Origin of the sequence: Campylobacter sp. MIT 99-7217 (assembly GCF_006864365.1) — a bacterium.
In the GTDB taxonomy this organism is placed as follows: Bacteria; Campylobacterota; Campylobacteria; order Campylobacterales; family Campylobacteraceae; genus Campylobacter_D.
This window is the reverse complement of sequence record NZ_QHLJ01000003.1, coordinates 216,657-243,444: the sequence shown is the minus strand read 5'-3', so window position 1 is coordinate 243,444 and position 26,788 is coordinate 216,657. Positions and strand designations below refer to the sequence as shown.

The window sequence follows — 26,788 nt, the reverse complement described above, 5'->3', positions numbered from 1 at the left end:
AAGAGATGCTTCTATGGGTCGCTCCCAAGGACTTAACATTGATACCTTTTTACTTAAAAGTATCAAGGTGCAAGATAGCAATGTAGGAGCAAGTTATGGGCATTTTACAGGTGGGGTTATAGAAGCTGAGACCAAAAGAGCTGAAAAGGACTTTGGAGTAAATTTTGCTTATCAAATTTCTCAAGGAAATGCAAATGATGGAGCTTTTTCACTCACAAGGTATCATGTTTATGGAGATAAGCAAAATTTCTTAAATTCAAGCTCTCCTGATAAACAACCTAAATTTGTGCGTCATTCTTTTCGTTCAAGTCTTGAAACTAAGGTAAATGAAAAACTAGGCATTATAGCAAGTTTTACGACAACACAAAGTTTTATCCCTATAAAAGAATTCGATGATGTAAGCTTTAGTTCTGTGGAAAGGACGCAAAAAAGGCAGTCTTATAATTTTTTTATTAAAAGTGATTACCAAGTAAGTGATGATGTAGCCTTGGTTGCAAGCTATGGATATATGCCTCAATTTGGTATATATTATCAAGAAAATGCCAAAAACTCAAAAACCACAATGAAAAATGGCGGTCATATGCTTAATACCGAAGCTACTATAGGCAATTCTCTAGGATTTTTTACAGCAAATGCTTCCTTTTCTTATATGGAAGAATCACGCCGTAGTGATAGTGCTATACTTAAAACTTGGTATTATTCTCAAGGAGATAAGGACTGGGGCGATCCGCAAAGCGATCAAATTGAGGGAAGCTTTGGCGATGAGGATAATAAACAAAGTGATTTAAGTCTTAAGATCGCTCAAAATTTTGAGCCTTACTATAATGATAGCTTTGAAAATGGTTTTAATATAGGAGCTGAGTTTTCTTATACTTATGCGTATTTTAAAAGGCTTAAGGATTCTTATGAAGCAACAGGTTCTGATATGATAGCCACGCAGGGTCAATGTCAAATCAATGATCCATGGTGTTCTTCTACTCCTATGCCTGATGTTGATTGGGGCCAAAATTATGGACAATACTTCACAGCCCTTAATGAATATAAAGCAGGTAAAGCAAGTATGGACAATGTCCAAACAGCCCTTTTTGTAGAAAATGAAAGTAAATTTGATTTAGGTAATAAAGGCGATATAAGTGCTAGGATAGGCTTAAGGGCTGATTATGATACCTATATGCAAAAAGCTCCTATAGCTCCAAGATTTAGTGCAAACTATACAGCTCCTTGGGGAAAAGATGAGTTTAGATATAACACAAGCTTTACCTTTGGAGCAAATCGCTACTATGGAAGAAATATGTATTCTTTTAAGCTTAATCAAATCAAGAGTAAGTTATATAAGGTTTATGAAAGAGCAGATGTTATAGATCCTTGGACTGAAAATAATTTGGCACAGGGGTTAGATGAGTATGATTTTACAAGATTAAAAATTCCGTATGCTGATGAGCTTATGTTTGGAGTGGTGCAAGAAGTGGGACTTTTTGATGTGAGTAGTAAATATATCCACCGCTTTGGACGAGATGAGGTTCGTGTTGTGTGTGGCAGAAAGGATAATAATGGGGATTGCCTATCTTACACTTATGACAATCAAGATAAATCAGATACCGATGTCATCACTCTTAGTATAATGAATAACACACCTTTTATGGCTGGAGGCTTTTCAAATTTCTTTAGTTTTGCCTTTGATTATACTCATACAACTCGTTCATATAATGATTATCAAAAAAGTGAGGAATATAATCCAAATGATGATAAATTTGTTAGTTATAATGGTAAAATTCAAAGACTAAGCGAACTACCTGTTACAAATTTTGCTCAGCCTTTAAGCTTTAGATTTTCAACCACTCATGCTATCAATCTTTTGCGAACGAATTGGACTTTAAATAATTTCTTTAGGGTTAGAATGCCTTATAATGCGACTACAATAGCTTATGATGAAAATGGAAATGCACTAGGAGGAGATGGAAGTTCGCCTGATCAAGCTATCCTTTATGAAGACTACCGCATACCAACTCGCTTTACTTGGGATTTAAGACTAGGTATAGAAAAGGCTGTGTATGGTAAAAACACTCTTTATTTTAATGTTGATGTTTATAATGTCTTAGATAAAACCAATCTCACTGTGAGAAAGGATACTAAAAATTTGAGTAAAAATAGTGGAGGTTTAGCTTATGAGCTTGGGCGTCAATTTTGGCTTGAGATAGGGTATAGATACTAAAAAAATTTATCTTAAGCAAGTAAAGGACAAGCCCTTAAAAGACAAAGTGTTTTTATGCTTTGACTTTTTGTATAGAATAAAAGCATTATATTTAAAGGGCTGTTAAAATTTATGAAGTTAAAAGCTTATTTTAAGGACATAAAATAAGCTTTATGCCTTTAGAATTTAGGCGTTGTTGATAAGGCTTGTTGTGATATTAGCGATTTCAAGCTCTTCATCGGTAGGAACGATGAGAATTTTTACCTTAGAACTTTCTTTACTGATAAGACTTAACTTTCCTCTTAAGCCCTCATTTATACCCTCATCGATATCAAAGCCAAGATGAGAAAGTTTATTGCAAACGAGCTTTCTTACAAGATCTGAGTTTTCTCCAACCCCTGCTGTAAAGATCAAAGCATCAGTTCGTGGTAAAATAGAAAAATAAGAGCCTATATACTTTGCTAAGCGATAAATATACATGTCAAGTGCAAGTTTAGCCTTTTCATTTCCACTTTGTATTTGAGTGTCTACATCTCTAAGGTCATTATATCCGCAAACTCCTAAAAATCCGCTTCTTTTATTCATGATTGCATCAAGTTCTTCGGTGTTATAATCAGAAATCCTAGCCAAATGCGAGATAATAGCAGGATCAATATCTCCGCACCTAGTACCCATCATAAGTCCCTCAAGAGGGGTAAAACCCATAGAAGTATCTACAGATCTTCCATTTTCAATAGCACAAATGCTAGCACCATTTCCAAGATGAGCACTAATGGCGTTAAATTTATCATAGTCTATACCCAAAAACTCAGCCGCTTTTTTGCTAACATAAGAATGTGAAGTGCCGTGAAAGCCGTATTTTCTAATGCCCTCTTTTTCGTAAAATTCATAAGGTAAGGCATACATATAAGCGTAGTTAGGCATGCTTGAGTGGAAAGCTGTGTCAAAAACTGCTACATTTGGCACTTCAGGAGCAGCTGAAATCATAGCTTTGATGCCCACAAGATGAGCTGGGTTATGAAGAGGAGCTATGACACCCACACGGCGAATTTCTTTTAATATATTTGTATCGATAAGACAAGGCTCGGTAAGATTTTTTCCACCATGAACGACTCTATGTCCACAACCATCAAGATCTTCTAAGCTTTCTAAGATTCCACTATCTTGGAAAAACTCGCTGATCACATTAATGCCTGCTTGGTGATTTGGCACAGGCTCATCTCTTTTTTCAACCTTATCGCTGATGAGATCTTTAAGCTCGATTTTAGAGGTGTGTTCGCCTATTTTTTCTATCACGCCACTTGCTACAGCCTTTTTATCCTCATAAAGCTTAAATTTAATAGAGCTTGAGCCTGAGTTGATGACAAGGATTTTCTTTGTGTTGGTATTCATTTTTACTCCTTTTTGGTTGTAAATTTAAAGTAAATTTAGTTTAATTACATTTACTTTTCATTGCTTCTTGCTTGAATGGCACTTAAAATGACTGTATTGACTATATCATCGACTAAGCAGCCACGACTGAGGTCATTAACAGGTTTTTTAAGCCCTTGCAAAATAGGACCTATAGCAATAGCCCCTGATGTCCTTTGAACTGCTTTATAGCCTATATTTGCAGCATTAAGGTCAGGAAAAACATAAACATTTGCAAAACCGGCTACTTTTGAATTTGGCATTTTACCCTTTGCGGTGAGGGGATCATAAGCAGCGTCAAATTGCAAAGGACCATCGACATTTAAATCAGGGTATTTTTCTCTGGCTATTTTTAAAGCTTCTTTACTTGCATCCACGCTTGGACCTTGTCCGCTATCTCCGCTTGAATAAGAAAGTATAGCTACTTTTGGCTCAAGTCCAAATTCTTTTGCGGTTTGAGCTGAGCTGTAGGCTATTTCTGCGATTTGTTCAGGTGTTGGATTTGGCGTAACGGCACAATCAGCAAAGACAAGAAGTCTATCTTCTAAGGACATAAAAAACATTCCAGAAACGGTTTTGACATTTGGCTTTGTTTTGATAAGCTGAAGTGCTGGACGAATGGTCTCAGCTGTAGTTGTAGAAGCCCCACTTACCATAGCATCAGCTTTGTTTGTATGCACTAAAAGTGTGCCAAAAAAGGTTTTATCAAGCACAAGTTTATGCGCTTCTTCTAAACTTAAGCCCTTTTGTTTTCTTGCTTCATAAAGGATATTTGCAAATTCATCGTGTAGGGGCGAGTTTTGAGGGTCTAAAATTTGAATACCTTGTAAATTTAGCCCTAAATTTTTCGCCTTTTGCATAATATTTTCTTCTTTGCCAAGCAAGATGAGCTTTACAACTTTTTGAGAAAGAAGCTCTGCTGCAGCTTTTATAATCCTATCATCATCACTTTCTGGTAAAACGACGGTTTTAATGTCTTTTTTAGCTAAAACGCTAAGTTCGTAGCGAAAACGACTTGGAGTTAAAAAATTATAATCATCAATTTCCTCGCAAGAATTAACATCACTCCATTCATCAATGAGGGTGAAAGCGCGATTATCTAAATGAAGTTTTAGGTAATTTTCAGCCATTTTATAATCATCTTTTTGTATGACAGCATAAACAGGAGAATTAAGCTCTTTAGCAAGTTTGACATTAATTTCAAATGCTCCTAAAATCCCAAAATAATGCACCCCAAAAACAAAAACAAAATCATATTGAGTTTTTAAATTTTCAAAATCATTAATGATTTTATCGATGAAAAAATCTTTGTTTTCATTATATGCTTTAAAGCCCTCTTCAAATTCAAATCCAAAACTTGAGCGAGGGTCTTGTTCAAGCTTAAAATGTGTGATGAGATCTTGAAGTACATGTTGCGTATCTGAGTGAGCTATGGGACAAAATATCGCTAAATTTGGGTGTTTTAGACGGAGTTTTTGGATAAGTTGTGTGCTTACTCTTAAATTTAAGTCCTTGCTAGAACAACGAAATAAATATAAACTTTTCATTTTTTCTCCTTGATCTTAAAAGTTGGAACTTATCTTGCTTAGATTAAAAAATAATTTACAAACAATTTAACAAAAATAAGCTAAATTTAAACTTTAGAAAGGAAGCAAGATGAAAAAAAGTTATTTTCGTGTTTATTTTTCACTCGCATTTTTCGCATTTTTCGCGGGTTGTTCTGCTACTGTTGATCCACAAATCAGCATGAAACCGCCTGCTTATGTAGAGGAATTACCACCAAAACAAGCTAATAATGTCGAGGCAGTTCCGGGTTCTCTTTTTGGTAAAGGCGATAATCCTTTATTTTCTGATAAAAAGGCAATGAATGTCAATGATCTAGTAACCGTAGTCATTCAAGAAAGTACCACACAAAGCACACAAGCAAACAAAACAACGACAAAAACAAACAACGCCAACCTAGGTGGTGGTTCTATCACTGGAACAAGTGGTTCGCCTGTAACTACTGCGATCAATCAGATCAACAAATACTCAAACATAGGTTTTCAAACAAATTCTACTTCAAACTACACAGGACAAGGCTCACAAAGTAGAAATGAAAGCTTTAATACAACAATTTCAACAAGAGTGATCAAGATCCTTTCTAATGGAAATTATTTTATCGAGGGTTCAAGAGAACTTTTGATCAATGGAGAAAAGCAGATCATACAACTTAGCGGAGTTATCCGCCCTTATGACATAGGACAAGATAATACCATAGATAGCCGTTATATAGCTGATGCAAAAATACTTTATAAAACAGAGGGTGAAGTGGCTAAAAGCACTAGAAAAGGCTGGGGTGCTAAGGTGCTAGAAACGATTTGGCCTTATTAAAATTTAAACTTGTTTATCGTAAGCTTACGATAAACAAGAGCTTATAAACTTGCATAAGCTAGGATAAGAGTGATTATACAGCCTGCAAGTAAGGTGTAAATTTGTTTGTTTCTATCTTTTTTAATCGCAAAAAGCGTGATGATAAGTCCTGAAAGATAAAGCATAAGCAAAGCTACACCAAAACCTACAGATAAGATACTAAAATACCATGCACCTTTATCTTTATGAAGCATGATCATATCGCCTATTAAGCTTCTTGTTTGAGCTTTGATTAAGACCGTGTTTTCATCAGCTTGAGTGATATTAACACTATAATGAGTGCCGCCTTGAGTAAAACCTCCCTCTCTTTTATCAGGTTTTAGCTCGCCTTTTGGAAGTTTTAGCTTATTTTGTATGAGAAAATCTTTCAAAAACTCTTGTTCTTGTCCCTTGGTTAAAACTCCTTTGATCTCATAGCTTTGCACGCTTTTAAGTGTGTCTTGATTTGCACCCAAGATATAGGCGATACCTGTTGTTGCATAAAGCAAGGCAAGAGGTAGAAAAAATAAACTCACATAAATGTGAATTTGCCTAAAAAGTTTGTTTTTATTTATCATTTTTACTCCTTATTTGATAAATTTCCTTGAAATATTAAAATACTTTTGTGAATAATAAGTGAATTTTTAAAAATAGATATTTTTTGATAACATAAGTATATATGAAAATATAGATATTATTGTATAAATTTTATTTTAATAATGATATTTTTTTATAAATTTAAAATTAATTGGCTCAAGACAACTTAAGCATTTTTTCAGGAGGCTTAAGTTGATTTTGGAGCTAAAGAACATTTTATCCTTGCGGAATTTACTTCGTGCATAGAGTCAAACACTCATAAAAGGGTAAAGTAAATGGTAAAAATCATATAAATGGAATAGAAAATTTTTGGGGATATTGTAAATTGAGGTTAAGTAAATTTAAAGGAATTAAAAAAGAAGTTTTCTATTTACATTTAAAAGAGACAGAAAACGAAGTTTCAGCAGTCAATTTAGATATAATATCAAAATTTAAAGCAAAAATCTCTATAAAGAATTGCTAAAATTAATCAAAAATGACCCTCTTAAGTTGTCTTGAGTCTAAGCAATGTAAACACGCTACTCTTTTTCATATAATCCCTTTGTTTCACCCCTTACCTTTTGCGGTGAAACATCATCGCTAAGATTGTATTCGGTTTTTTAGAATCTTTTTGGGTTTGCGTGGGAATATCCCAAATGTCGCAATTTCTTATCATCCTAGATTCCACATTCACCATATAGCTTTTCATCACCAAAATATCGCTCCTCATTTTTACCCTTCAGCACAGCATAGCCTCCCTCATTGAGTTCAAAATCATAGATGTGAGAATCTAACTTTACTTTGCCTGTGATAACACAAGGATAAGTGCAATATCCAGCCACTGGAATATAGTCATACTCTTTAGCTTTTTTAAAAAACTCAATAATATTTTTTTCTGTAAAATAATCAATATCTCCCTTTTTGCAATATGCAACCGCAACTTCATCGTTGCTATAATAATCAAGCACATATGGATTATTTATTTGTAGCAATAAAATTTCTTTAAAATTATTAGCATACAATGAAACAAAGCTTATTAGTAATAAATATATTATTTTCATAACTTGTTTTCCAAATACTCTAATAAATATACGCTTCTGTCCTAAATTTCTTTTCTCAATAGGAATTTTCTCAAATTCAGACGAACAAACACATAAATTTTTATACATTGAAGTATCGCATTGTTTGATATTATTTGGCATTTTCTTTTACCTCTCGTAATATTTCTATTTTATTGAAATCTAAATAATTTAGTGGAGTGCCATTTTTATGCCAACCATTTCTTTTTACTGACACAAACACTTCTTCTTTCACATTTATTAAATAGTTTTCAATGTATGGCTGCAGTATTGGATATGCTTCATCAATATTTGTGTGAAAACAATTCAAAAACCTATAAGTTCTTTTTTTATGCTCAAATAATTCTATGGTGTATTCAGTATCAAAACTTATCTGCTTAAACGACCAAAAACTATATATGATAAAACAACCCAAACATAAAGTTATATCGCTTCCTATGTATTTTTTAATACAAAGATTTCTCTCTGTTAAATAAATAGTTTTACAATTTAGGTATTGTAGTAAGTCTTTCCCAAATGAATATATGGTAAATATCGCAAATAAAAAAAGCAAAACAAAAATCCAATCCTTATCTTTTGTGAAAGCTAAATACATAATAAATAAGCAAAATCCAATAATGCCAAATCTAACAAAATAGCTCCAAAATATATTTAAGCATATTAAAAAACTTTTTTTCTCTCCAACTCCCACACAATCTCATCGCCATTAGAATCTAATTTTTTAGATTCTGTATTGTTTAATTGTTTCTTACTCATCACACTACCTTCTTGCTCAAATTATCCCTATCTACTACAAAGCTTAATTTATCAATGCCTATTTCTTGTCCTACGCTAACCTTATCTATTTTTAGAGAACCCTTAGTATCAGCTACTATTCGCTTAAATCTATGATTATAAAGATATATCGTTGTGTTTCTTAATAGATTTCCATTTACACCATTATAGCATTTTTCTATTTCTATAGTGAGAGATATAGCATTTAAGATTGCTTACTTCTTTGCAAAGTATCTCTACTTCTTGCTCATAAACTTCTCTTAGTTCTATAATAATGTTGTTTGAAAGGCTTTTCTAACTACTTTTTCAAAATTTTATGATTTTAACAAATGTTTTGTAATGGTCTGTTGTATAGTATATATCGTCTGTTTGGGTATCTCTTACAAATATTCTTAGGTCATGTCTATTGATAACATCAAATTCTTTATATGTTCCTTTTGGTTTCTTAGGTAATTTTGGAGGTTCGTTTCTATAAGTTGCATTTGCCCTTATCTCATTCCTTTTAGTCGACCCCTGATTCTGTTTAGGATATATCCCTTGCCAATTATGTGCCTTATAATTATGATAGGCTTCTTGTGTCTCTTTAGGTAGAGTGTCTAGCTTGATTTCTTTTATAGGTGTGGGAGTTTTCTTTTTGTCTTGCTTTTTCCTGCCATCTTTTATGACAACTCTTTTACTAATGTATTCTTTTGTTTTTTTTGGGCATGCTAGTTTTGCTTCTTAGTAGTTTTAATCCCCATTTGCCTATACTAAGAGTTATCCTTACTCCTCTTACAAGAGGGATAAAAGAGATGACTTCTACAGCGATAACTGTCCAATCAATACTTGCAATACTTAAATCTTTTTGTAAAAAAAGTTTATCCTCTTTATCCTTATCGTATAGAATTGTGTAGTGTGTTTCTTGTATTTCTACATCCCCCCCCCCACATCACTCTTAGCACCATTCATGTATGCAAAGAATCTAATCTGTTTGTTTTGCCATTCTTCTTTGAAATATAGCTCTACTTCCTTTCCCAAGAGATAGGATTTAGATTCTGTATTTGCATTGCTTGTGTTGTTTGGTGTATTTGCTTGATTGTTATAAAAAGTGATAGAATCTTCTTTGTAGATTCTATGAAATTCTTTTAGTTCTGTTAGGGGGATAGTAGAATCCTTTGTGAGCTCTTTGAGTTTAGAATCTATATCTATTTCTTTATCAAAGAGTATATACCCCCATTTTGTTTGTGTTTTTTGGTCTTGATATTTTTGTTTTTGTGCTTTTGAGTGTTTATCTTTATTTGGAATAGAATCTTGATTGTAATAAGCTTTAAGATGGATAGAAGTATTTTGTATTATTGATTGTGCTTGTGTATCTTTAAGTATTTTCGTATCGACGTTATATGTGCGTGTTGGTAGGCAAAGAGTATCTGTATTGTTGTTAAGGCATTTTTCTTGTTGCAATACTTTATCATCTCTAGATTCTATCTCTCTTATCTCTCCATATACACTGCTTACCAAAAGTTTATCTTGATAGGGGAATTCTAGGGTATGAGGTTTATCTAGGTTTGCTAGTCTTATGCAAGGGGCATCGGTCTTGGTGTTGCTTTTATAATGTGGGTGGTCTATCTCTACTCTAAAGGCATGGCAATTTTTAAGACTCTCTATGTCATCTAGTATGGCTTCGCCATTTAGACTTTTTTCATTGTAAAGAATCTTGCCACTTTTTCTTTCTATAACCTTTATCGTAGCGTTCTTTATAAGATTATGATAGACATCTCTTACTTGTATATGTATAGGTTTAGGACTTGACATTATTAATATCCTAATTTTCATTTCACTTGTATCATATTGTTTGTTTTTGATTATGTTCTGTAAAATTCTAACACAATATTCTCAATATTTTATTTTCTTTGTAGTGTGTTTTGTTGATTGCTGTTTGCATCTTACTCACTCTTTACCTCACCACTCTACATCTCCAAACATATTACCACGCACATTAAGTTTGCCACAAACATTACATCTCTCGTAATGCTTTAAGAATACAAAAAGGTTGAAAAGAGACAAAGGGGATAAAAGATGTCTTTGTTACTACAACTAGCACAGCAAGACCTGTTTCATCTTCCATAACAGCTACAATCCTTTCATCGTATTGATAAGAATGCTTAAACCCTTGTATGACAATCCTTTTGCCTTTATTGAGTGAGATGATCTCATTTTCTGTGCTTACATAGTCTATAATGGGAGGATTGGGATAATATGTGCCATCATAATAAAAATAATAAGGACTCCCTACAAAAATAGGACTATTAGGATTGTCATATACTAGCTTTCCTGTCTTAAAATCATAAATTTGCCCCCGCCTTTCATTATTGACTATAAGATATGTATTATCTAAAGAAAAATAAATTTCCGTGCATTGCATATCTTTATATTGATTGAGCTCGTATAAATTATTATCTGTATCAAATATACGTATTTTTCCTTTGTCGCAGATTCCCAAGTATTTTTTATCATAAGAAATATTAAATATTGCATCTTTGTCATTCTTGGGTGTAGATAAAAGTATATCGCCTATGCTATTTTTTATCATTATAGAACCTGCATTGTGGCTAACTTCATACTGATTTATCTGAATCTTGTAGTGATTTTTATAATACTTTTTCTTATAATCCACTAAGCCATTATGTATCAATCTTTGTTCCGCATTTTTATAGGATTTTTCTAATATTTTATTGCATTGTGTTATCTTAAAACCAGATAATGTTTCTGCTGCATTGGCGTGACTTGTTTCAAAGCTCGTATATATAGGATTGGTGCAAGATATAAATAGCACACACACAGAGATTAGAAAGATAAAAGTAACTTTTTTCATTCGGATTCTCCCAATTCATAAGGTATAGGTAAGATTACCATAGCACCAAAATTATAGCTTAAATATTGTTGCAACTCTCTATGTGGCACTTTGTAGTTATCATCTCCCCAAGTTATAGCATCTTGCTTTATTTCGTCCATATTTCGAGTGGCAGAATCTATGTCTTTGCCATTGTTTTGTGGTATGGTTTTCCATACTATCCAATGACTTTTAAATTTAAAAAAAGTTGCTTTCTTAGAGAATAATCCTGCATTAATCAAAGAAATAATATGAGATTGTGGGTATTGTTGTTTGTATGCAACTAAACGCAATAATTTATCTTTATTAATATGAAATCCATAAGTTATATTAGAATAAAGAATGGTTGCACCGACTTTTAAAAACCATTGTTTTATTTTTCCCTCAAGTGTTATGCCAGCTACTTGGTCATTTTCCTCATCATAATCCAATATCGTATTTTCAGAATCTCGCAAGCCTGCTAAGGTTATCCAATCTACACCATTGATGTGGTTAGATGCTTCTCTCATCAAAGATTTTGGTTTTTTACAACTTTTGCTCGGTTTAATTTTCAAATTTTTAATTTGGGCTTCTCCTTTTTCCCATAAATCAATCACACATTTGACATATAAATCTGGTCTATCTACTAAAAGACAATAAAAAAATACAGCAGGTCCGCAAAGTGAAGTGTGTCCTTGGTCTGGATAATAGGAGTTTATGTGATTGCTTATTGCGGGCAATGCGGCATTTGTCGCGTATCGTTTGGTAGCAACAAGATTAACTATTCTTTCTTTGAGTATCGTTAAAATCAATTTTTTTTCAAATGGATTTGTATGTTTTTTTGCGTCCGTAAGTTTTTCATCTGAAAATACCCCTTCATTTTCTCTTGCTTCAAATTCCTCAATATATTGTAAAGCTTTTGCTACCAAATCTGGCACATTTGCCCCTACTACAAACCTATGCACTAAGTTATCATTCACCTTCTTTTTATCTTTGATGATAATCTCTTGTATATCATTTTTGAATTGCTTTAAGCTTTCTTTAGATTCAAAGCTTAGGATGGTATCATTAGGTTGAGATTGCGATGATGTAGATTCTATATTCGTGTTTTGTGTGCCTATGGAAAGAGTGTATGTGCTTTCTTGTGTGAGATTTTCATCTGTATAGATTTTAAGCGAGGTTGAGTTTTCTTGTAGTTGTATATAGTATTCTTTTTGTGTTTGATTATTAGAATCTTGATTTAATAGGTGTTTTAAAGTGTATGTTTTAATAGGGTTTGGATGGTGAGATATATTGAGCGTTTTGCCATTAAAATAAAATGCGGGTATCTTAGCAAAGCTCTCCTCGCACAAATGCCCATACTCATAACTTCTGCATATTTTCCTATTGCGGTTTATAGGATATGGATAATAATCTGGATGGTTTATTGTGATTTCAAATCTATTGATATTTTTAATGTGTTCTTGGAGGTTAAAAATAATTTCTCCTTGAAAATTTGTTTTATTAGGCAAAGCAATCTTTTGCCCTTCTTTTTGTCCCATGGCTAATAAAATAACCCCTGCATTTTCAATAGGATTCCCATTGGAATCCACAATCTGTATTCTTATCATATCTTTGCTATATTGTGTTGCTTCTTGCGACATTATGATTCCTTTCTTGCAATAAAACAATGGCTCAAGACAACTTAAGAGGGTCATTTTTGATTAATTTTAGCAATTCTTTATAGAGATTTTTGCTTTAAATTTTGATATTATATCTAAATTGACTGCTGAAACTTCGTTTTCTGTCTCTTTTAAGTGCAAATAGAAAACTTCTTTTTTAATTCCTTTAAATTTACTTAACCTCAATTTACAATATCCCCAAAAATTTTCTATTCCATTTATATGATTTTTACCATTTGCAAATTCATTTTGTGAGTGTTTGACTCTATGCACGAAGTAAATTCCGCAAGGATAAAAACAATGGTTTTTATATGCTCCTCTGCCTCTTTTTTCTCTCGCTCTTTTTGCTCCTTCTTGAAAAGTTGCGAGCAAAGCGAAGTAAAAAGTAAGATTCATCTAATTCTATTTCACCTCTCATTTTAGAAATTTTCTCACATTCTTTTACCATTAATTTAATAAATTCTCTCAATATTTTATTAATAAAATTTCTAGAAATTTTATAAATTTCAGCAATTTTTGTAACATCAAAACGAAGTTTCTTTAGTAAAATCCATACAAAAATACCTTAAAATTTCACGAAATTTCTTCTCAGAGATTTCCTGAACGAACTATATACTTATTTTTCATCGGAGAAATCTACTTAAGCCTCCTGAAAAATGCTTAAGTTGTCTTGAGCCTTTGATATATTGTCTTGTTGTGAGAATTTATTTACTTGCTTTTTATTAATGAAATGATCAGTATATGTTTGTATTATGAGCGTAGATGATTAAATTAAAAAAGTTTTTATGTGTTTAAGCTTAAAATTATGATTTTTTGCTACAATTTTAGCTTCGATATGGACAGATGGGTGAGTGGCTGAAACCACACCCCTGCTAAGGGTGCAGATCTTAACGGGTCTCGAGGGTTCAAATCCCTCTCTGTCCGCCATAATCTCATTTTTTATTTTCCCTTGTTTTTTAATATCCCTTAAAATAGGCTTTTGAGCTTTTTATTGTAAAATCTTTATTTGGATATAAGTTTTTTCTTCGGTAAGCTAAGGATTTTTTGTTATTCAGTGCATGATTTTAATAAATTTGAGCATAGTCATAAACATTGCTTAAGATTTTATTTGGCAATCTTAAGCATTATTTTTATAAAGAGCCTTAAGATTATCATAGGCAATTTGTATTTTTTCAAATTGTTCTCTACAAAAAGCCTTTTCGATACCACTTTTTTCGTGATGAAAATCCGGGTGATAGAGTTTAACTAAGATAAGATATTTTTGTCTTATTTTGCTAAGATCATCTTCTGGAGTGCATTCAAGCGTTTGAAAGTAAGAACTAAAGAGCTTAGCTAGAGCGTTAAATTTCCATTTATTACCCTCTTTTTTGTGTACTTTTGCTTTAAAATCTTTAAATTCTTTTTCATCTATATCAAAATCAACGCAATATTTTAAATGCTCACTCTCGCCTGCAAAACTTTCAAAAAGCCTTAAAGTGCTTTCATCTTTGTAAGGTATCATTAAGAGATTATTTTCAGTACAAAATTCACATTCATGATTTTTGAAGTATTGTTTGATATAGCTGATAAAAAGCCTTTCATTGACACTTAGTTTCAAGGCTATACCACCTTCTATAAATTCTGTCTTAACTAAGATAACGGGCTTGAGAGAATTTTTTTCTGTGAAATTAAGCCTAAAGGTCTTGTTATAAGCCTGACTTAAATCACTGATTTGATCTAAATCTTGACACTTTTTTTCAAGCAATTTTAAAAAATATTTCCTTTGAGGAATTTCATTTTCTTCAAAGAATGAAAAAATTTTATATTTTTTTCCTAGAATTTTAGAAAAATTTTTAGTGATCAAATCCTTAAAATAATTAAAAACACTAATATCATCAGTATTTACACTGATCATTTCAAGACTTTGAACGATTTGCATCATCTTTCTCCCACAAAAAAGCACTTTCGTTTAAATTTGAAGTGCGTTTTAGAATTTCATTTGGGGTATAATCGGCTTTATATGATAAAGATTGACATTTTTTTACAAAATATCCTAAATAAATATACTTAAGTTGCCTCATTTTTGCAAGTTTGATTTCGCTAAGAAGTGAGAATTTTCCAAGGCTCAAGTGATTGTAATCAGGATCGTAAAAACAATAAATACTTGAAATTCCATCTTCTAAAATATCAATTAGATCCACGCAAACAAGCTTATCGTCGATATAAAAATCAAGTTCATATCCATATTTGTTTGCTTCATCTATGTAGAGATTGTAATACTGTCTAAAATTAAGTCTATAAAATTTCCATTCTTTTTTTATCATCATAAATTCATGGTATTTATCATATAAAAATAAATGTTCATTTGTAAGTTGCGGTTTCCTTAAGATGATCTTAGTTTGAGCGTTTTTTTTAAAAACCCTTTTATGTGATTTGCTAAAATGAAAATCTCTCACAAGCACTCTATATCCTAAGCAATCCATGCAGTTTTGACAAATAGGACGAGAAAAATACGCCCCAAATCTACGCCAACCTCTTAACACAAGCTCGTTATTAAGATCGAAGCTACAATTTTTGATAAATTTATACTCCATGCGACATGTTTGTCCTTTTATATAAGGACATTCATCATCTAAGGTACAAAAGTCAATCCGCATTACTTCGTCTAAATTTTGCATAATTATGAGTTTAAAAAGGCGAAGAGTTCTTTTCGCAATCTTTCTTCTTTTTGTGTCAAGCTCTCAAGGGTGTTGTTTTCATGATTTGAAGAAGCTTGTTTGTTGTGCTTTAAAGCTTCTTTTGACGCTTTTTCTTCCTGTTTTTTTGCTTCAAGCATTTCTTTTTTGATGTCTTTTAAGCTTTCTTTAAAATCCATTAGTTCTTTTCCCTACTTGCTCTGATTTTTTGAAGTGTTGCTGCAATTGCTGCTATCACTTCTTCTTTATTATCTTGATGGCGATCCTCTGTTTTTGATAAAAGTTCTTGCATGTGCATTTCTATAAATGAAGTATCAAAGTATCCCCTTCTAAATTCCTTTATCTTTGTAATGGCAATTAAAAAAGGTATAGTTGTGCGAACATCATCTATGATAAATTCTTTCAAAGCGCGTTCGAGTTTATTTACTGCTAGATCATAGCTTGTTGCCTTGATGATAAGTTTTGCTAGTAAAGAATCATAAAAAGGCGGAATAGTATAATCCTTATAAATATGAGAATCAACACGCACAGAAGGACCTAGAGCAGGGTAGTATTCTGTGATCTTTCCTGCACTTGGAGCAAAATTTTTCCATACATTTTCAGCTGTGATACGCACTTCTATGGCATATCCTCTCGGCTTTACATCGCTTTGTTCTATGTCTAAAATTTCTCCACTTGCTATGCGAATTTGACGCACTAAAAGATCAATTCCTGTGATTTCTTCTGTTATGGGGTGTTCTACTTGTATTCTTGTGTTCATTTCCATAAAATAAAAGCGGTTATAATCATCTAGCAAAAACTCAACCGTTCCAGCATTTGTATATCCCACAGCCTTAGCAGCAGCAATAGCTGTAACGCCCATACTTTTCCTTAAATTATCGCTGATACTAGGACAAGGTGCGATTTCTACAATCTTTTGATGTCTTCTTTGGATAGAACAATCCCTTTCGCAAAGATGAATGATATTGCCGTAATTATCGCCTAGAATCTGAAATTCGATATGACGAGGATTTTGGATATATTTTTCCATAAAAACTTCATCATTGTTGAAAAAGGCTAAGGCTTCTCTTTTGCAGGCTTCAAAGGCTTCTTCAAGTTCTTCTTCTTTAAAAACTACGCGTATACCTCTGCCTCCTCCACCACCGCTTGATTTTAAGATCACAGGATAGCCTATTTTTTCAGCACAATCTTTGATTTCATTTATGGATTTGTTATTGAGCTTGTCAGTTCCAGGTACGATAGGGATACCATTTTTATTCATCAAATATCTTGCTATATTTTTATTGCCCATTTTACGAATAACATCTGATTTTGGACCAATAAATATAATCCCAGCATCTTCACATTCTTTTGCAAAATCATAATTTTCACTTAAAAAACCATATCCCGGGTGTATAGCATCAGCCTTACATGCTTTAGCAACTTCGATAATTCTTTTAATGTCCAAATATCCACGAATCGCATCAGTTCCTATACGATAAGCTTCATCGGCGATTTTAACATGCAAACATTCTCTATCAGGCTCTGTAAAAATAGCCACACTTTTTATATGTAAATCTCTACAAGCTCTTATAACTCTAACGGCTATTTCCCCACGATTTGCAATCAAAATTTTATGCACCATTTTAAGCCCTTGAAGTGTAAATTCTATGCAACATTATAATGAAAAAAGTTTTAAGATTTTTTAAAAAGTTTTAAATCTTAGTTTTACAAGGCTTTAAGTGTAATTTTTATACAATTAAATTTTTATTTTAGGTTAGGAAAAAATTTGGTTGCAGATAAAAAACTTTTTTATTTAAGCTCTATTTTGATTACCATAGGCATAGTTTTTTCTTATTCTTTAAGTTCTTTTGCTGTGTTGTATTTTGAATATGATGAATTACATTTTTTTATCAGACAGCTTGCTTTTGGAAGTAGTGGAATTTTGATCATGTTTTTTATTTCAAGATTAAATCCAGATAGCGTAAATTCTCATCGTTTTATGGTTGCCTTGCTTGTCATTTCTTTTGCTTGTATCGTGATCTTACCTTTTTTACCTACTAGCCTTGCTACTGCAAGCGGTGGGGCAAAGAGGTGGATTAGACTTGGTCCTGTTTCTATCTCGCCGGTAGAATTTTTTAAAATAGGGCTTATTTATTTTCTTGCTTGGTCTTATACAAGAAGGATTGATGAGGGAAAAAAGGCGATCAAGCATGAAATTTTAATCCTACTGCCTTATGTAACGCTTGCTTTGATTGTCATTGGGTATATTTATATCACGCAAAATGACCTAGGACAAAGCGTTATATCCTTTTTTCTTATCCTTGCACTTGCTTTTTTTGCCGGGGCTTCAAAAAGACTTTTTGCCTTTGGTTTGGCTGTGGCTACGATGATAGGCATTTTAGTCATTTTTAGCAACCAAAGAAGAATTCAAAGGATAGCTAATTGGTGGGGAAATATCCAAGATGCCTTTTTGCCACTTTTCCCAGAATGGCTTGCAAATGCCCTTAAAGTAAGTAGTAGCGATGAGCCTTATCAAATTTCACACTCCTTAAATTCTATCGCACATGGAGGCTTTTTTGGCGAGGGCTTGGGGCTTGGTATTTTTAAGCTTGGTTTTTTAAGTGAGGTGCATACGGACTTTGTTTTATCAGGCATTACAGAAGAAATAGGTCTTTTTGGCTTAATGATCATTTGTTTGCTTTATCTTGCTTTGATTTTAAGGATTTTTAAAATCGCTGGGCGTTGCGAAAAGAAAGTGCATTTTATCTTTTGTTCTGGCGTTGCTTTGCTTTTGCTTTTTAGCTTTTTTATGAATGCCTTTGGGATTATCTCTCTTACGCCTTTAAAGGGCGTTGCTGTGCCTTTGCTAAGCTATGGAGGTAGTTCGATGTGGGCTATTTGTATAGGTATAGGCTATGTATTGATGATTTCAAAAAAGGTTAAACTATGATAGCTTTGACAGGAGGAGGCACAGGAGGACACTTAGCCATAGTCAAGTGCTTGCTTGAAAGTGCCATGAAATTTAATATAGAATGTATTTATATAGGGAGTGAAAACGGGCAGGATAAGGCTTGGTTTGAAAATGATGAAAGATTTAAAGAAAAATACTTCCTGCAAAGCAAAGGAGTTGTGAGTAAAAAGGGTTTAGCAAAACTTTTTGCTCTTTTTGATATATTTAAGCTTGCCTTACAAACGAAACAAATTCTAAAAAAGCACGACATACAAGCTGTTTTTAGCGTTGGTGGGTATTCGGCTGCTCCTGCTTCTTTTGCGGCTTTGCTTAGTCAAATCCCTTTTTTTATACATGAGCAAAATTCCAAAAAAGGAAGCTTAAATTCGCTTTTAAAGCCCTTTGCAAGCAAATTTTATAGTGCTTTTGAAAAAACTTTTTGCCCATATCCTGTCCATGATAAATTTTTTAATGAAAATATAAGAAAAAAACTTCAAACTATTATATTTTTGGGCGGTTCTCAGGGTGCAAGTTTTATTAATTTACTTGCTTTAAATTTAGCAAGCAAACTTGATGAAAAAGGCATTAAGATCATTCATCAATGCGGAAAAAATGAGCTTGAAAAATGTCAAAAAACATATGATCAGCTCGGTATAAAGGCTGATATTTTTGATTTTTGTGAAAATTTAGAAGAAAAAATGCAAGAAGCTGATCTTGCTATATCAAGAGCAGGAGCAAGCACGCTTTTTGAGCTTTGTGCCAATTCTTTACCTTGTATCTTTGTGCCTTACCCATATGCAGCAAAAAATCATCAGTATTTTAATGCCCTTTTTCTTCAAAAGCAAAATTTAGCTGAAATTTTTACCCAAGATGAAGATGAAAACAAGCTTTTAGAAATGATTTTTAAGCTAAATTTACAAGAGCTTTCAAGTAGGCTTCAAAGTGTGGTGCAAAAAAATGCGGCAGATTTTTTGCTTCAAGATGCCTTAAATTTAAAGGATTAAAATCCTTAATTTTGTAGGAAAAATACAAATGATTTAATCCGCACAAGTGGATTAAAAAAGCCTTAAAATAAGGCTTTAAATACTTGCACTATCTATAACATAGCGATATCTTGCTTTTTTATCAAGAACTTTTTTCCACGCTTCATTTATAGCCTCAGCCTTGATGATTTCTATTTTTGGATAGATTTTATTTTCAGCACAATAATTCACTACTTCTTGTGTTTCTTTCATATCGCCGATTAAAGAAGCGGTGTAATTTACCCTAGTTTTTGCTAAATTTATGTTTGAAAGTGCTACTTCAAATTTAGCTGGCATTCCAACCTGCGTAAAAGTGCCAAAAGGCTTAACACAACTTGCATAAGCGGCCACATCAAAAGGCACAGGTATAGTGCTTATCATATAATCAAGCTCGCCTTTAAGCTTATCTAAAGCCTTAGTATCCTTAAGTGCGTCGCCCACAACGATAACTTCACTTGCTCCAAAGCTTTTAATGTCTTTTACCTTATCTTTTGAGGTCGTAAAAGCATAAACCTTCGCACCCTTACTAACAGCAAGTTTTATAGCTATGTGTCCAAGCCCTCCAATGCCAGCAACGCCTACCTTGTCGCCTTTTTTGATCTGATACTTCATAAGTGGCGAATAAGTCGTAACCCCAGCACAAAGCAAAGGCACAGCCTCTTCAAAGCTGATATTTTCAGGGATCTTAACAGCAAAATGCGAATTTACCACGATATTTGTGCTGTATCCTCCTTGAGTGATACCGCTTGGCTCTCTTTTGTCAGGATTTCCGTAGGTAAAAAGCGTGTTTGCGTCGTATTGTTCTTCGCTTCTTACGCCTTTTAGATTATCCACCATACAACCAACGCCAGCTCTATCGCCCACTTTGAAATTTTTTACCTTGCTACCCACCTGTGTAACTATACCTACGATTTCGTGTCCCGGAACTTGAGGATAAATTTGCTTGCCCCAATCGCCTTTGATTTGATGAATATCGCTGTGGCAAATGCTAGCAAATTTGATCTCTATCAAAATGTCCTCAGCTCCAAGAGCTCTTCTTTCAAATTCCCAAGGCTTTAAAACTCCGCTTTCATCAAACGCCGCAAAGCCTTTGCATTTGATAGTTTTGTTTTTAGCATTTGCTAAATTTGCTCCAAAAATCTGCGAAGCACCGCCTAAAGCTACCGCGCCACCTATGATAGCAGCGTTTTTGATGAATTTTCTTCTTGTATGAGAAGTGTTTTTCATTTTTTCTCCTTTTTGTGAAATGATTTTATAATTATAAAAAATGAGAGCAACTCTAAGTCAAGACTAAATTTAAAAAAATTGCTAATTTTTATGAAAAAATTTAAAGATAAGTTATGTCAAAATTTTCAATGATCTGTTTATAACAAGGACAGCTAGGATCATGGTCGTTGATGATACCGCAAGCTTGCAGGTGCGAATACACCGTGATGGGACCTAAGAATTTAAAGCCATGTTTTTTAAGCTCTTTGGCAATGTGTGTGGATAGATCATTGCTAGCAGGCACTTGTGTTTTTGCATGCGAGCGGTAAATGAGGACTTTATTTTCGGTAAATGCCCATAAATACGCACTAAAGCTTCCAAACTCAGCCCTGATTTTCTTAAAAACTCTTGCGTTGTTTATAATGGCTAGAATTTTAGCTTTTGAAGCGATCATGCCTTGTGTGGAGAGAATTTGTTTTAGCTTATCTTCATCAAAAAGGGCGATTTTTTCAAAGTCAAAATCTGCGAAACATTTCCTAAAAATTTCGCGTTTTTTAAGCATGAGCTGCCAGCTAAGCCCACACTGCATCACTTCCATACTCAAGTGCTCAAACTGCTTTAAATCATCATAAACAGGCACTCCCCATTCATTATCATGATAGTTTTTATAAATTGCTTTCAAGCTCCAATCACAATACCCCATTTTCACTCCTTTTTAGCAAAATTATACAAAATTTAAGCGCGAAAATGAGGATAAATTTAAAATCCTAGTTTTGATTTTTAGCCCTAATTAAAGCCTTGTTGTATTCTTTATCGCTTACTTTTTTAAGCCAAGTTACATTTTTGCCATCAATTTCGCTTGTAAGTGCTAAGTGCATACCAGCTTCATCATCAAGTGCGCCGTGCCAATGCTTTAAATTTGGCGGACAAGAGATCACATCGCCTTTTTTTGCCACTTGCACCTGTCCTGTCTCAGTACCTGTGATGATAGCACCTTCAAGTACGAGCAGGGTTTGTCCCTTTGGGTGTGTATGCCAAGCACTTCTTGCTTTAGGGCTAAAACGGACAAGCCCACCACTAAAATCACGCCATTCATTTGCCTTAAACGCCATATCCACGCTAACTTCACCGCTAAAAATTTTACTATCTCCTTTAAAGCCTCCAAGCGTGCCTTTTTGGATAAGTTCTTGCATATTATCCTCCTTTGCGTATAAATTTGAACTCAAAACAGCAAGGCTAAGTGCTGAAACTGCCAGCATTTTTTTAAGATTTTTCATCTTTTCTCCTTTTTGTGAAATGATTTTATAATTATAAAGCATGAGAGCAACTCTAAGTCAAGGATAAATTTAAAAAAATTGCAAAAAATTTATACTTTTTTACCTTTTTTGCTGTAGATATTGATGCAATAAATCGCACAAATTGCTAGCACACAGCCTAAAAGCGTGAGCAAAGTAGGGATTTCATCTAGGATAAAATAGCTTGAGATTAAAGCACTTGCTGGGGTTATGAGTATGAAAGAATTTGCTTTTATGCTTCCAAGTTTGTGTATGCCAAAATAATAAATGCTAGTTCCTACCACTGTGCTTAAAAATGTTACAGCGATAAGACTTAGCCAAAATGTGCCATCGTTATTAAAAACTTCAAAGGTGTTTGGCAAAAGCAAAATAGGAGCAAAGATGATGAGCGAAACGGCGTTGATATAGAAATTTACGGCTAGAGGATTTGCTCCCTTTGTTTTGTGAGTAAATATCGTCATGCAAGCCCAAATCAAAGCACAAAGCAAAAACAAAACATTAAATTTCCCAAAAAGCGTGCTTAAAGAATCAAGCTCAAGCAAACAAAGACCCGAACAAAGTCCTAGGAAAAGACCGAAAAACTCTGTTTTATTGATATTTTCTTTTATTTTTTTGTGCTTCAATTTAAGAGCAAGGATAAAAAGCAAATATGAAAAAATCGGTATCATGGTAGTAACCAAAACACCGCCTTTTCCAGCAAAACCATGTGCTATGGCTATAAAAAATATGAGCGTATAAAGAGCGTTTAAAAGTCCTGCGATGACTATGTATTTGATAATGCTTTTGTCAAGTTTGAGCGAAATTTTAAAGATCAAAACCACGCCAAGCGAGCCAAGCACGACAAATACAAACCTCCAAAAACAAATAATATCAAATCCTTGAGGATAATAGGTCAAGATCTTAGAAAGGGGCCAAGAAGTTCCCCAAAAAAACATAGAAAGCACGAGCAAAGTATATAAATAACCTTGTTTCATTTTATCACTCATCAAATTTTTTGGTGTCATTATAAAATATTTTTATTTGTTTTTAGCTTTAAAGCTAAAATCTATTTTAGATATAACTTGATCTCTTGCCTTTTTATCGCAAATTTAGGCAGGTTTTAGGCAAAAAAATTAAATAAATTTATAAATTTGTAAAAAACGACACAAGCTGTCGCAAGTGTGTTTTATACTTTCAAAACATTTCAAAAATAAGGAGGAAAAAATGTTGCGTTATGTATTTGCCGGTGTGGCTTTATTTGGTGCTTATAAGTTTAAGCAGTGCTATGATAGGACAAAAAAGGAAAATGAATATTGGGTTGAAAGTCCAAAAGATGTTCTTATCCAAATGGCTGAAGATGCTACATATAAGTGTGTTGATTTTACAGATGCACTTGAAGAAAAGGTAGAAAGGGGCTTTGAAAAAATAGATAAGTTTATGGATCAAAATGAAGCCTTGTTTGATAAGGCTGATAAGCTTTTAGGGCTTAAAAAATAAATTTAAAAGGAGAAAAGATGTTAAACAAATTTTTATTAGGCGGTATAGCAATAGCTGCTACAGGGTATGGGCTTAAAAAATGGCTTGAAGGTCCTTTTGAGGAAACAAAGGCTTCAAAAGAAGAAGAATTTGAGACACAGCCAGAGCAGATCATTGATTTGATCCTTAAGACTAAGCTTTTTGCTGAGGAAAAGCTAGAAAATTTAGTCCAAAGGGCTAATGATTTAAAAAATAAGTGCAAAGAGCTTTTAGAAGAGCCTGAGTTTAAGGAGTATTATGAAGAGCATGCAAAAGAATACACTAAAGATTTGGATTTTACAAATATAACAAAAAATTTAGAGGAGCTTATCAAAGCTGATAAGGAATTTCAAATTTTAAGTGCTTTTAATGAGGAAAAGTTAAAAAATGAATTTCAAATGTTAAGTGCTTTTAATGAGGAAAAATGTAAAGATGAAAATGATCCTTTAACTGAGCTAAGAAAGGATATAAATTTAGAGATCCGTCGCTTTAAAAATACTTATTTAGAATTTTAAGCTTTTAAACCCTAAAGCAAAAGCTTTGGGGTTTATATTAGGACTTTGAAAAGCATTTGTAAATTTTAAGGAGAGCTTGTGAGTTTTCTTGTGGCTTTGGCTGTTTTTGCTTTGGGCATTATGTATTTTAGTATTGTTATTTCTTTGGTGATTATTTTGCTTGCCCTCTTTTTGCTTTATAGTTTTGGACTTTATTTGCATACTCATATACCAGAGCCTTGGAATATTTTTGTGGTTTTAGCCTATGTGCTTGTGCTTGCTTTTTTTGCTTTGAGGATTGTTAAAAATTGGCGAGATTAGGTTCATTGAAAAGCTTTCAGTAAAGTTTAAGGACAAGATACATTAAAAATTTGCTGTAAATTTTAGTAAAGCTATTTAAAGCCCTAAAAGAGCTTTGAAAGTTTGTATAAATTTTTTTGAATTTTAAGGTTTTTATGAAAATTTGCTTAAAAATTTAAGCTTTACAAAAAAAAAAAAAACGATAAAATTATTTTTCAAAATTTTTATAAGGAGCTAGCATTGATAGACGAGTTTGACAATCAGTTTTTGGATATGAATTACGATCCTGATGAGGTCGTAAAAGAATTTGAGCAAAATATTCGAAAATATGAATCTTTTGAAAAAATTTTGAAAAATTACATTCATTATTTGATCTTAAGTGCTGTGGATAAAGGAGAGCTAGATAAGGATAGTTTTGATCTTAAGTCTCGCACTAAGACTAAGCAAAGCTTTGAGGGCAAGATCAAAAGAGATGATAAAAGGCGTCAATACAAAGACCCTATACGAGAGGTTACGGATTTGGTTGGAGCTAAGATCATGCTTACTTCTTTAGGGGATGCAAATAGGGTTTATGATCTTTTAAAAAAGGATCTAAAAGAGCAAATCGATGAGAAAAATAGCGTTAATAAGACAAAGGATCTTTGGGCAAACCGTAAATTTGGCTATCTTGGAAGACACCTTGTTATAAGCTTTGATCCTAAAATGCTTAAAAGCTTAAAAGATGATAAGTTAAGCTCTAAGATCTTTGAAAGCTTGAGATTAGAGATTCAAAAGACGCTTAAGAGCCTTGAGGAAAATCATTTTAGTTCAAAGGACTTTGAGGGCTTAAAAGCAGAAATTCAAATCAAAACCCTACTTCAGCATGTGTGGGCTGAGATAGAGCATAAGGCTAGATATAAGGCTGGAGAGGAGCTATCAGCTGATAAAAGAAGGTATTTTGATCGTTTGGCTGCTTTAGTAGAAGTGGCTGATGATTTGTTTAGAGATCTCATCAAGGAAAGTAAAAAGCAAAGCAAAAGGGCGAGAAAGCGTATCAAGGCTGAAAGTTCGGTTAAGGATATCAAAGAGCTTAAAGGTATTGAAAATCAAAAATCCATTGAGCTTGATAGTGCTTCTATGCTTGTTTATCTCAAAGATGAGGGCGTTATAGCTAAATTTAAGAGCTTAGAAGATGAGTATTTAGATATAGCTTGTTATGATGAACCTGATTTGGTCAGTGCTAAATTTATAGAGCTTGCCAGACTTAGCGAGGTGCTTTATACTAGGGATTTAAATGAGCTTTTAGAAAACAAAAACTACGCTTTGATCTTGCAAGAGTATGCAAGATATGTAGCCCAGCATTCAAGGAGTAAGAAAATTTTACAAAAGCTTCATATTTTACAACTTTTAATTTACATTCATTCAAACAAAAAAGAAAAGATAAAAAAAGAAAGATTGATCAATGAAAGGAGTGCGAAAATCTTAGATGAGTTAGTAAATAGGCTAGGGCAATGAAGGTTTTAAAAAAAGAAAAAGCCTTTATGAAGCTTTTTAAATTTATGCAAAAAATTTACAAAAAACACAGAGTTAAAAGGACAAGGATAATGGCAGAGCATAAAGACAAGATCACAAAGCTTACAGTGAGTTTTGAGCTTGAAAATGGACAAAAGCAAAGCGAAGTTTTTGTAAGGCAAAAAGATAGTGAGGAGCTTATAGAAAAACTTAGCTCTTTAGAAGAAAGCATTAAAGGGCTTGATTCCTCAAGCAAGGATCATTTAGACAAGCTAAGTAAGGAGTTTAACGATAAGGAAAAAAGACTTAAAGATGAGCTAAGCTCCAAAGAAAAAGAACTTACAGAGCTAAAAACTGAATACAAAAAAAAGCAAGAGGAGCTTGAAAGCTCTTTAAAACAAAGAGAAAAAGAGCTTGACGACACTATTAATTTCGCTAAGCTAAAGAAAAAAGAACTTGATGAGTTAAAAACTTCTTTAGCTCAAAAAGAAAAAGAACTTGAAACTAAAAACAAGTCTTTAAAGGATCAAGAGGCTAAATTTAAAGAGCTTGAAAAAGAAGCGAATGTCAGCTTGTATGAGGATTATAAGTCCTTGCCAAGTGATTTTAGAAAGAGGTTTTCTTATATAAATGATGAAAGCTTGTTTAGCTTTAATGCTACGGCTTTTGCCCGCGTTATTTTAGGCTCTTTGCATGAGTATATTAAGGAGGATTTGAAAAATAAAAGAGAAGTTACTCATCTTATAAAATTCTTTGATGAGCTTTTTAGCTTTCATCAAAAAATTTATGGTTTTGAGCGTTTAAAATGCGTGGTTGGAGATAGCTTTAACCAAAAAGAACAAATGAATTTAGGCACTAAGGCTCAAGGAAATATCAAAGAGGTGTATTTTCTTGGCTTTAAGGATAAAAATCAAACCTATGCTTGCATAGTAAATTTAGACTGAAAGGA

26 protein-coding genes, 1 tRNA gene and 2 pseudogenes are annotated in these 26,788 nt (G+C 33.1%); 11 read left to right on the top strand and 18 right to left on the bottom strand.

The window, feature by feature from the left end; all coding sequences use genetic code 11:
- The coding region (locus DMB92_RS04210) for a TonB-dependent receptor (RefSeq protein ID WP_221886249.1) at nucleotides 1-2,212 on the top strand (2,212 nt) is incomplete at its 5' end.
- A 165-nt stretch (nucleotides 2,213-2,377) separates the two neighbouring features.
- Here the strand turns inward: DMB92_RS04210 and DMB92_RS04205 are convergent.
- Nucleotides 2,378-3,583: an acetate kinase gene (locus DMB92_RS04205; RefSeq protein WP_142681795.1), complete on the bottom strand. Its 1,206-nt coding sequence runs from the start codon at nucleotides 3,581-3,583 to the stop codon at nucleotides 2,378-2,380.
- Nucleotides 3,584-3,633: 50 nt separating this feature from the next.
- Nucleotides 3,634-5,148: a phosphate acetyltransferase gene (gene pta / locus DMB92_RS04200; RefSeq protein ID WP_142681794.1), complete on the bottom strand. Its 1,515-nt coding sequence runs from the start codon at nucleotides 5,146-5,148 to the stop codon at nucleotides 3,634-3,636.
- A 109-nt stretch (nucleotides 5,149-5,257) separates the two neighbouring features.
- Here pta and flgH point away from each other — a divergent pair, with 109 nt between their 5' ends.
- The gene (gene flgH / locus DMB92_RS04195; RefSeq protein WP_142681793.1) at nucleotides 5,258-5,974 is read left to right on the top strand and encodes a flagellar basal body L-ring protein FlgH; all 717 of its coding nucleotides are present in this window, start codon (nucleotides 5,258-5,260) and stop codon (nucleotides 5,972-5,974) included.
- 41 nt (nucleotides 5,975-6,015) lie between these two features.
- Here flgH and DMB92_RS04190 read toward each other — a convergent pair whose 3' ends face one another.
- Nucleotides 6,016-6,570, bottom strand: coding sequence for a hypothetical protein (locus tag DMB92_RS04190; RefSeq protein ID WP_142681792.1), 555 nt, complete (start codon nucleotides 6,568-6,570; stop codon nucleotides 6,016-6,018).
- A gap of 296 nt (nucleotides 6,571-6,866) precedes the next feature.
- Here DMB92_RS04190 and DMB92_RS09530 point away from each other — a divergent pair.
- Nucleotides 6,867-7,087 (top strand): annotated as a pseudogene (locus tag DMB92_RS09530) (IS1595 family transposase); the annotation flags it as partial.
- Nucleotides 7,088-7,245: 158 nt separating this feature from the next.
- On the opposite strand, the gene DMB92_RS04180 reads toward DMB92_RS09530, so the two are convergent.
- The 7 genes and pseudogenes from DMB92_RS04180 to DMB92_RS04145 form a co-directional block, all read right to left on the bottom strand.
- A complete protein-coding gene (locus DMB92_RS04180; protein WP_260604748.1) occupies nucleotides 7,246-7,770 on the bottom strand; it encodes a hypothetical protein in 525 nt (174 codons plus the stop codon).
- Complete coding sequence (locus DMB92_RS04175) at nucleotides 7,760-8,338, bottom strand: hypothetical protein (RefSeq protein WP_142681791.1); 579 nt, start codon at nucleotides 8,336-8,338, stop codon at nucleotides 7,760-7,762. Before DMB92_RS04175 ends, DMB92_RS04180 begins: the two co-directional genes overlap by 11 nt.
- A gap of 389 nt (nucleotides 8,339-8,727) precedes the next feature.
- Nucleotides 8,728-9,027, bottom strand: a complete 300-nt coding sequence (locus tag DMB92_RS09360) for a ribonuclease domain-containing protein (protein ID WP_409513389.1) — start codon at nucleotides 9,025-9,027, stop codon at nucleotides 8,728-8,730.
- A gap of 303 nt (nucleotides 9,028-9,330) precedes the next feature.
- Complete coding sequence (locus DMB92_RS09355; RefSeq protein ID WP_260604747.1) at nucleotides 9,331-10,212, bottom strand: hypothetical protein; 882 nt, start codon at nucleotides 10,210-10,212, stop codon at nucleotides 9,331-9,333.
- 202 nt (nucleotides 10,213-10,414) lie between these two features.
- A complete protein-coding gene (locus DMB92_RS04160; protein WP_142681790.1) occupies nucleotides 10,415-11,272 on the bottom strand; it encodes a hypothetical protein in 858 nt (285 codons plus the stop codon).
- Nucleotides 11,269-12,912, bottom strand: coding sequence for a hypothetical protein (locus DMB92_RS09160; RefSeq protein ID WP_260604746.1), 1,644 nt, complete (start codon nucleotides 12,910-12,912; stop codon nucleotides 11,269-11,271). Before DMB92_RS09160 ends, DMB92_RS04160 begins: the two co-directional genes overlap by 4 nt.
- Nucleotides 12,913-12,943: 31 nt before the next feature.
- Nucleotides 12,944-13,557 (bottom strand): annotated as a pseudogene (locus tag DMB92_RS04145) (IS1595 family transposase).
- Between the two features lie 210 nt (nucleotides 13,558-13,767).
- Here DMB92_RS04145 and DMB92_RS04140 point away from each other — a divergent pair.
- Nucleotides 13,768-13,857 (top strand) — tRNA-Ser (locus DMB92_RS04140).
- 190 nt (nucleotides 13,858-14,047) lie between these two features.
- Here the strand turns inward: DMB92_RS04140 and DMB92_RS04135 are convergent.
- The 4 genes from DMB92_RS04135 to DMB92_RS04120 are packed head-to-tail and all read right to left on the bottom strand — an operon-like array spanning nucleotide 14,048 to nucleotide 17,229.
- Nucleotides 14,048-14,848: an adenylosuccinate lyase gene (locus DMB92_RS04135; RefSeq protein WP_142681811.1), complete on the bottom strand. Its 801-nt coding sequence runs from the start codon at nucleotides 14,846-14,848 to the stop codon at nucleotides 14,048-14,050.
- Nucleotides 14,826-15,587 carry an arginyltransferase gene (locus DMB92_RS04130; RefSeq protein ID WP_142681789.1) on the bottom strand — a complete coding sequence of 254 codons (762 nt, stop codon included), beginning with the start codon at nucleotides 15,585-15,587 and terminating at the stop codon, nucleotides 14,826-14,828. Before DMB92_RS04130 ends, DMB92_RS04135 begins: the two co-directional genes overlap by 23 nt.
- Before the next feature lie 2 nt (nucleotides 15,588-15,589).
- Nucleotides 15,590-15,784: a hypothetical protein gene (locus DMB92_RS04125; protein WP_142681788.1), complete on the bottom strand. Its 195-nt coding sequence runs from the start codon at nucleotides 15,782-15,784 to the stop codon at nucleotides 15,590-15,592.
- Nucleotides 15,784-17,229, bottom strand: coding sequence for an acetyl-CoA carboxylase subunit A (locus DMB92_RS04120; protein WP_142681787.1), 1,446 nt, complete (start codon nucleotides 17,227-17,229; stop codon nucleotides 15,784-15,786). The genes DMB92_RS04125 and DMB92_RS04120 overlap by 1 nt, the downstream gene beginning before the upstream one ends.
- Nucleotides 17,230-17,373: 144 nt before the next feature.
- Between DMB92_RS04120 and ftsW the strand changes: the two genes are divergently transcribed.
- A complete protein-coding gene (ftsW, locus tag DMB92_RS04115) occupies nucleotides 17,374-18,537 on the top strand; it encodes a putative lipid II flippase FtsW (protein WP_142681786.1) in 1,164 nt (387 codons plus the stop codon).
- Nucleotides 18,534-19,541 carry an undecaprenyldiphospho-muramoylpentapeptide beta-N-acetylglucosaminyltransferase gene (gene murG / locus DMB92_RS04110; protein ID WP_142681785.1) on the top strand — a complete coding sequence of 336 codons (1,008 nt, stop codon included), beginning with the start codon at nucleotides 18,534-18,536 and terminating at the stop codon, nucleotides 19,539-19,541. Before ftsW ends, murG begins: the two co-directional genes overlap by 4 nt.
- Before the next feature lie 75 nt (nucleotides 19,542-19,616).
- On the opposite strand, the gene DMB92_RS04105 is transcribed toward murG, so the two are convergent.
- The 4 genes from DMB92_RS04105 to DMB92_RS04090 form a co-directional block, all read right to left on the bottom strand.
- Nucleotides 19,617-20,786 (bottom strand): NAD(P)-dependent alcohol dehydrogenase, encoded by a 1,170-nt coding sequence (locus DMB92_RS04105; RefSeq protein ID WP_142681784.1) that lies wholly within the window; start codon nucleotides 20,784-20,786, stop codon nucleotides 19,617-19,619.
- Nucleotides 20,787-20,886: 100 nt separating this feature from the next.
- On the bottom strand, nucleotides 20,887-21,468 hold the full coding sequence (locus DMB92_RS04100) for a DNA-3-methyladenine glycosylase I (protein ID WP_142681783.1): 582 nt from the start codon (nucleotides 21,466-21,468) through the stop codon (nucleotides 20,887-20,889).
- 64 nt (nucleotides 21,469-21,532) lie between these two features.
- Entirely contained in the window at nucleotides 21,533-21,958 is a 426-nt protein-coding gene (locus DMB92_RS04095) for a cupin domain-containing protein (RefSeq protein ID WP_142681810.1), read from the bottom strand.
- A 173-nt stretch (nucleotides 21,959-22,131) separates the two neighbouring features.
- Entirely contained in the window at nucleotides 22,132-23,034 is a 903-nt protein-coding gene (locus DMB92_RS04090; protein WP_142681809.1) for a DMT family transporter, read from the bottom strand.
- A gap of 229 nt (nucleotides 23,035-23,263) precedes the next feature.
- Here DMB92_RS04090 and DMB92_RS04085 point away from each other — a divergent pair, with 229 nt between their 5' ends.
- The 5 genes from DMB92_RS04085 (at nucleotide 23,264) to DMB92_RS04065 (ending at nucleotide 26,783) form a co-directional block, all read left to right on the top strand.
- The gene (locus DMB92_RS04085) at nucleotides 23,264-23,536 is read left to right on the top strand and encodes a hypothetical protein (protein WP_142681782.1); all 273 of its coding nucleotides are present in this window, start codon (nucleotides 23,264-23,266) and stop codon (nucleotides 23,534-23,536) included.
- Nucleotides 23,537-23,553: 17 nt separating this feature from the next.
- A complete protein-coding gene (locus DMB92_RS04080; RefSeq protein ID WP_142681781.1) occupies nucleotides 23,554-24,069 on the top strand; it encodes a hypothetical protein in 516 nt (171 codons plus the stop codon).
- Between the two features lie 78 nt (nucleotides 24,070-24,147).
- A complete protein-coding gene (locus DMB92_RS04075) occupies nucleotides 24,148-24,369 on the top strand; it encodes a hypothetical protein (protein ID WP_142681780.1) in 222 nt (73 codons plus the stop codon).
- Nucleotides 24,370-24,588: 219 nt separating this feature from the next.
- Nucleotides 24,589-25,842 carry a GTP pyrophosphokinase family protein gene (locus tag DMB92_RS04070; RefSeq protein WP_142681779.1) on the top strand — a complete coding sequence of 418 codons (1,254 nt, stop codon included), beginning with the start codon at nucleotides 24,589-24,591 and terminating at the stop codon, nucleotides 25,840-25,842.
- Nucleotides 25,839-26,783, top strand: coding sequence for a hypothetical protein (locus tag DMB92_RS04065; RefSeq protein WP_142681778.1), 945 nt, complete (start codon nucleotides 25,839-25,841; stop codon nucleotides 26,781-26,783). Before DMB92_RS04070 ends, DMB92_RS04065 begins: the two co-directional genes overlap by 4 nt.
- Nucleotides 26,784-26,788: the final 5 nt, after the last annotated feature.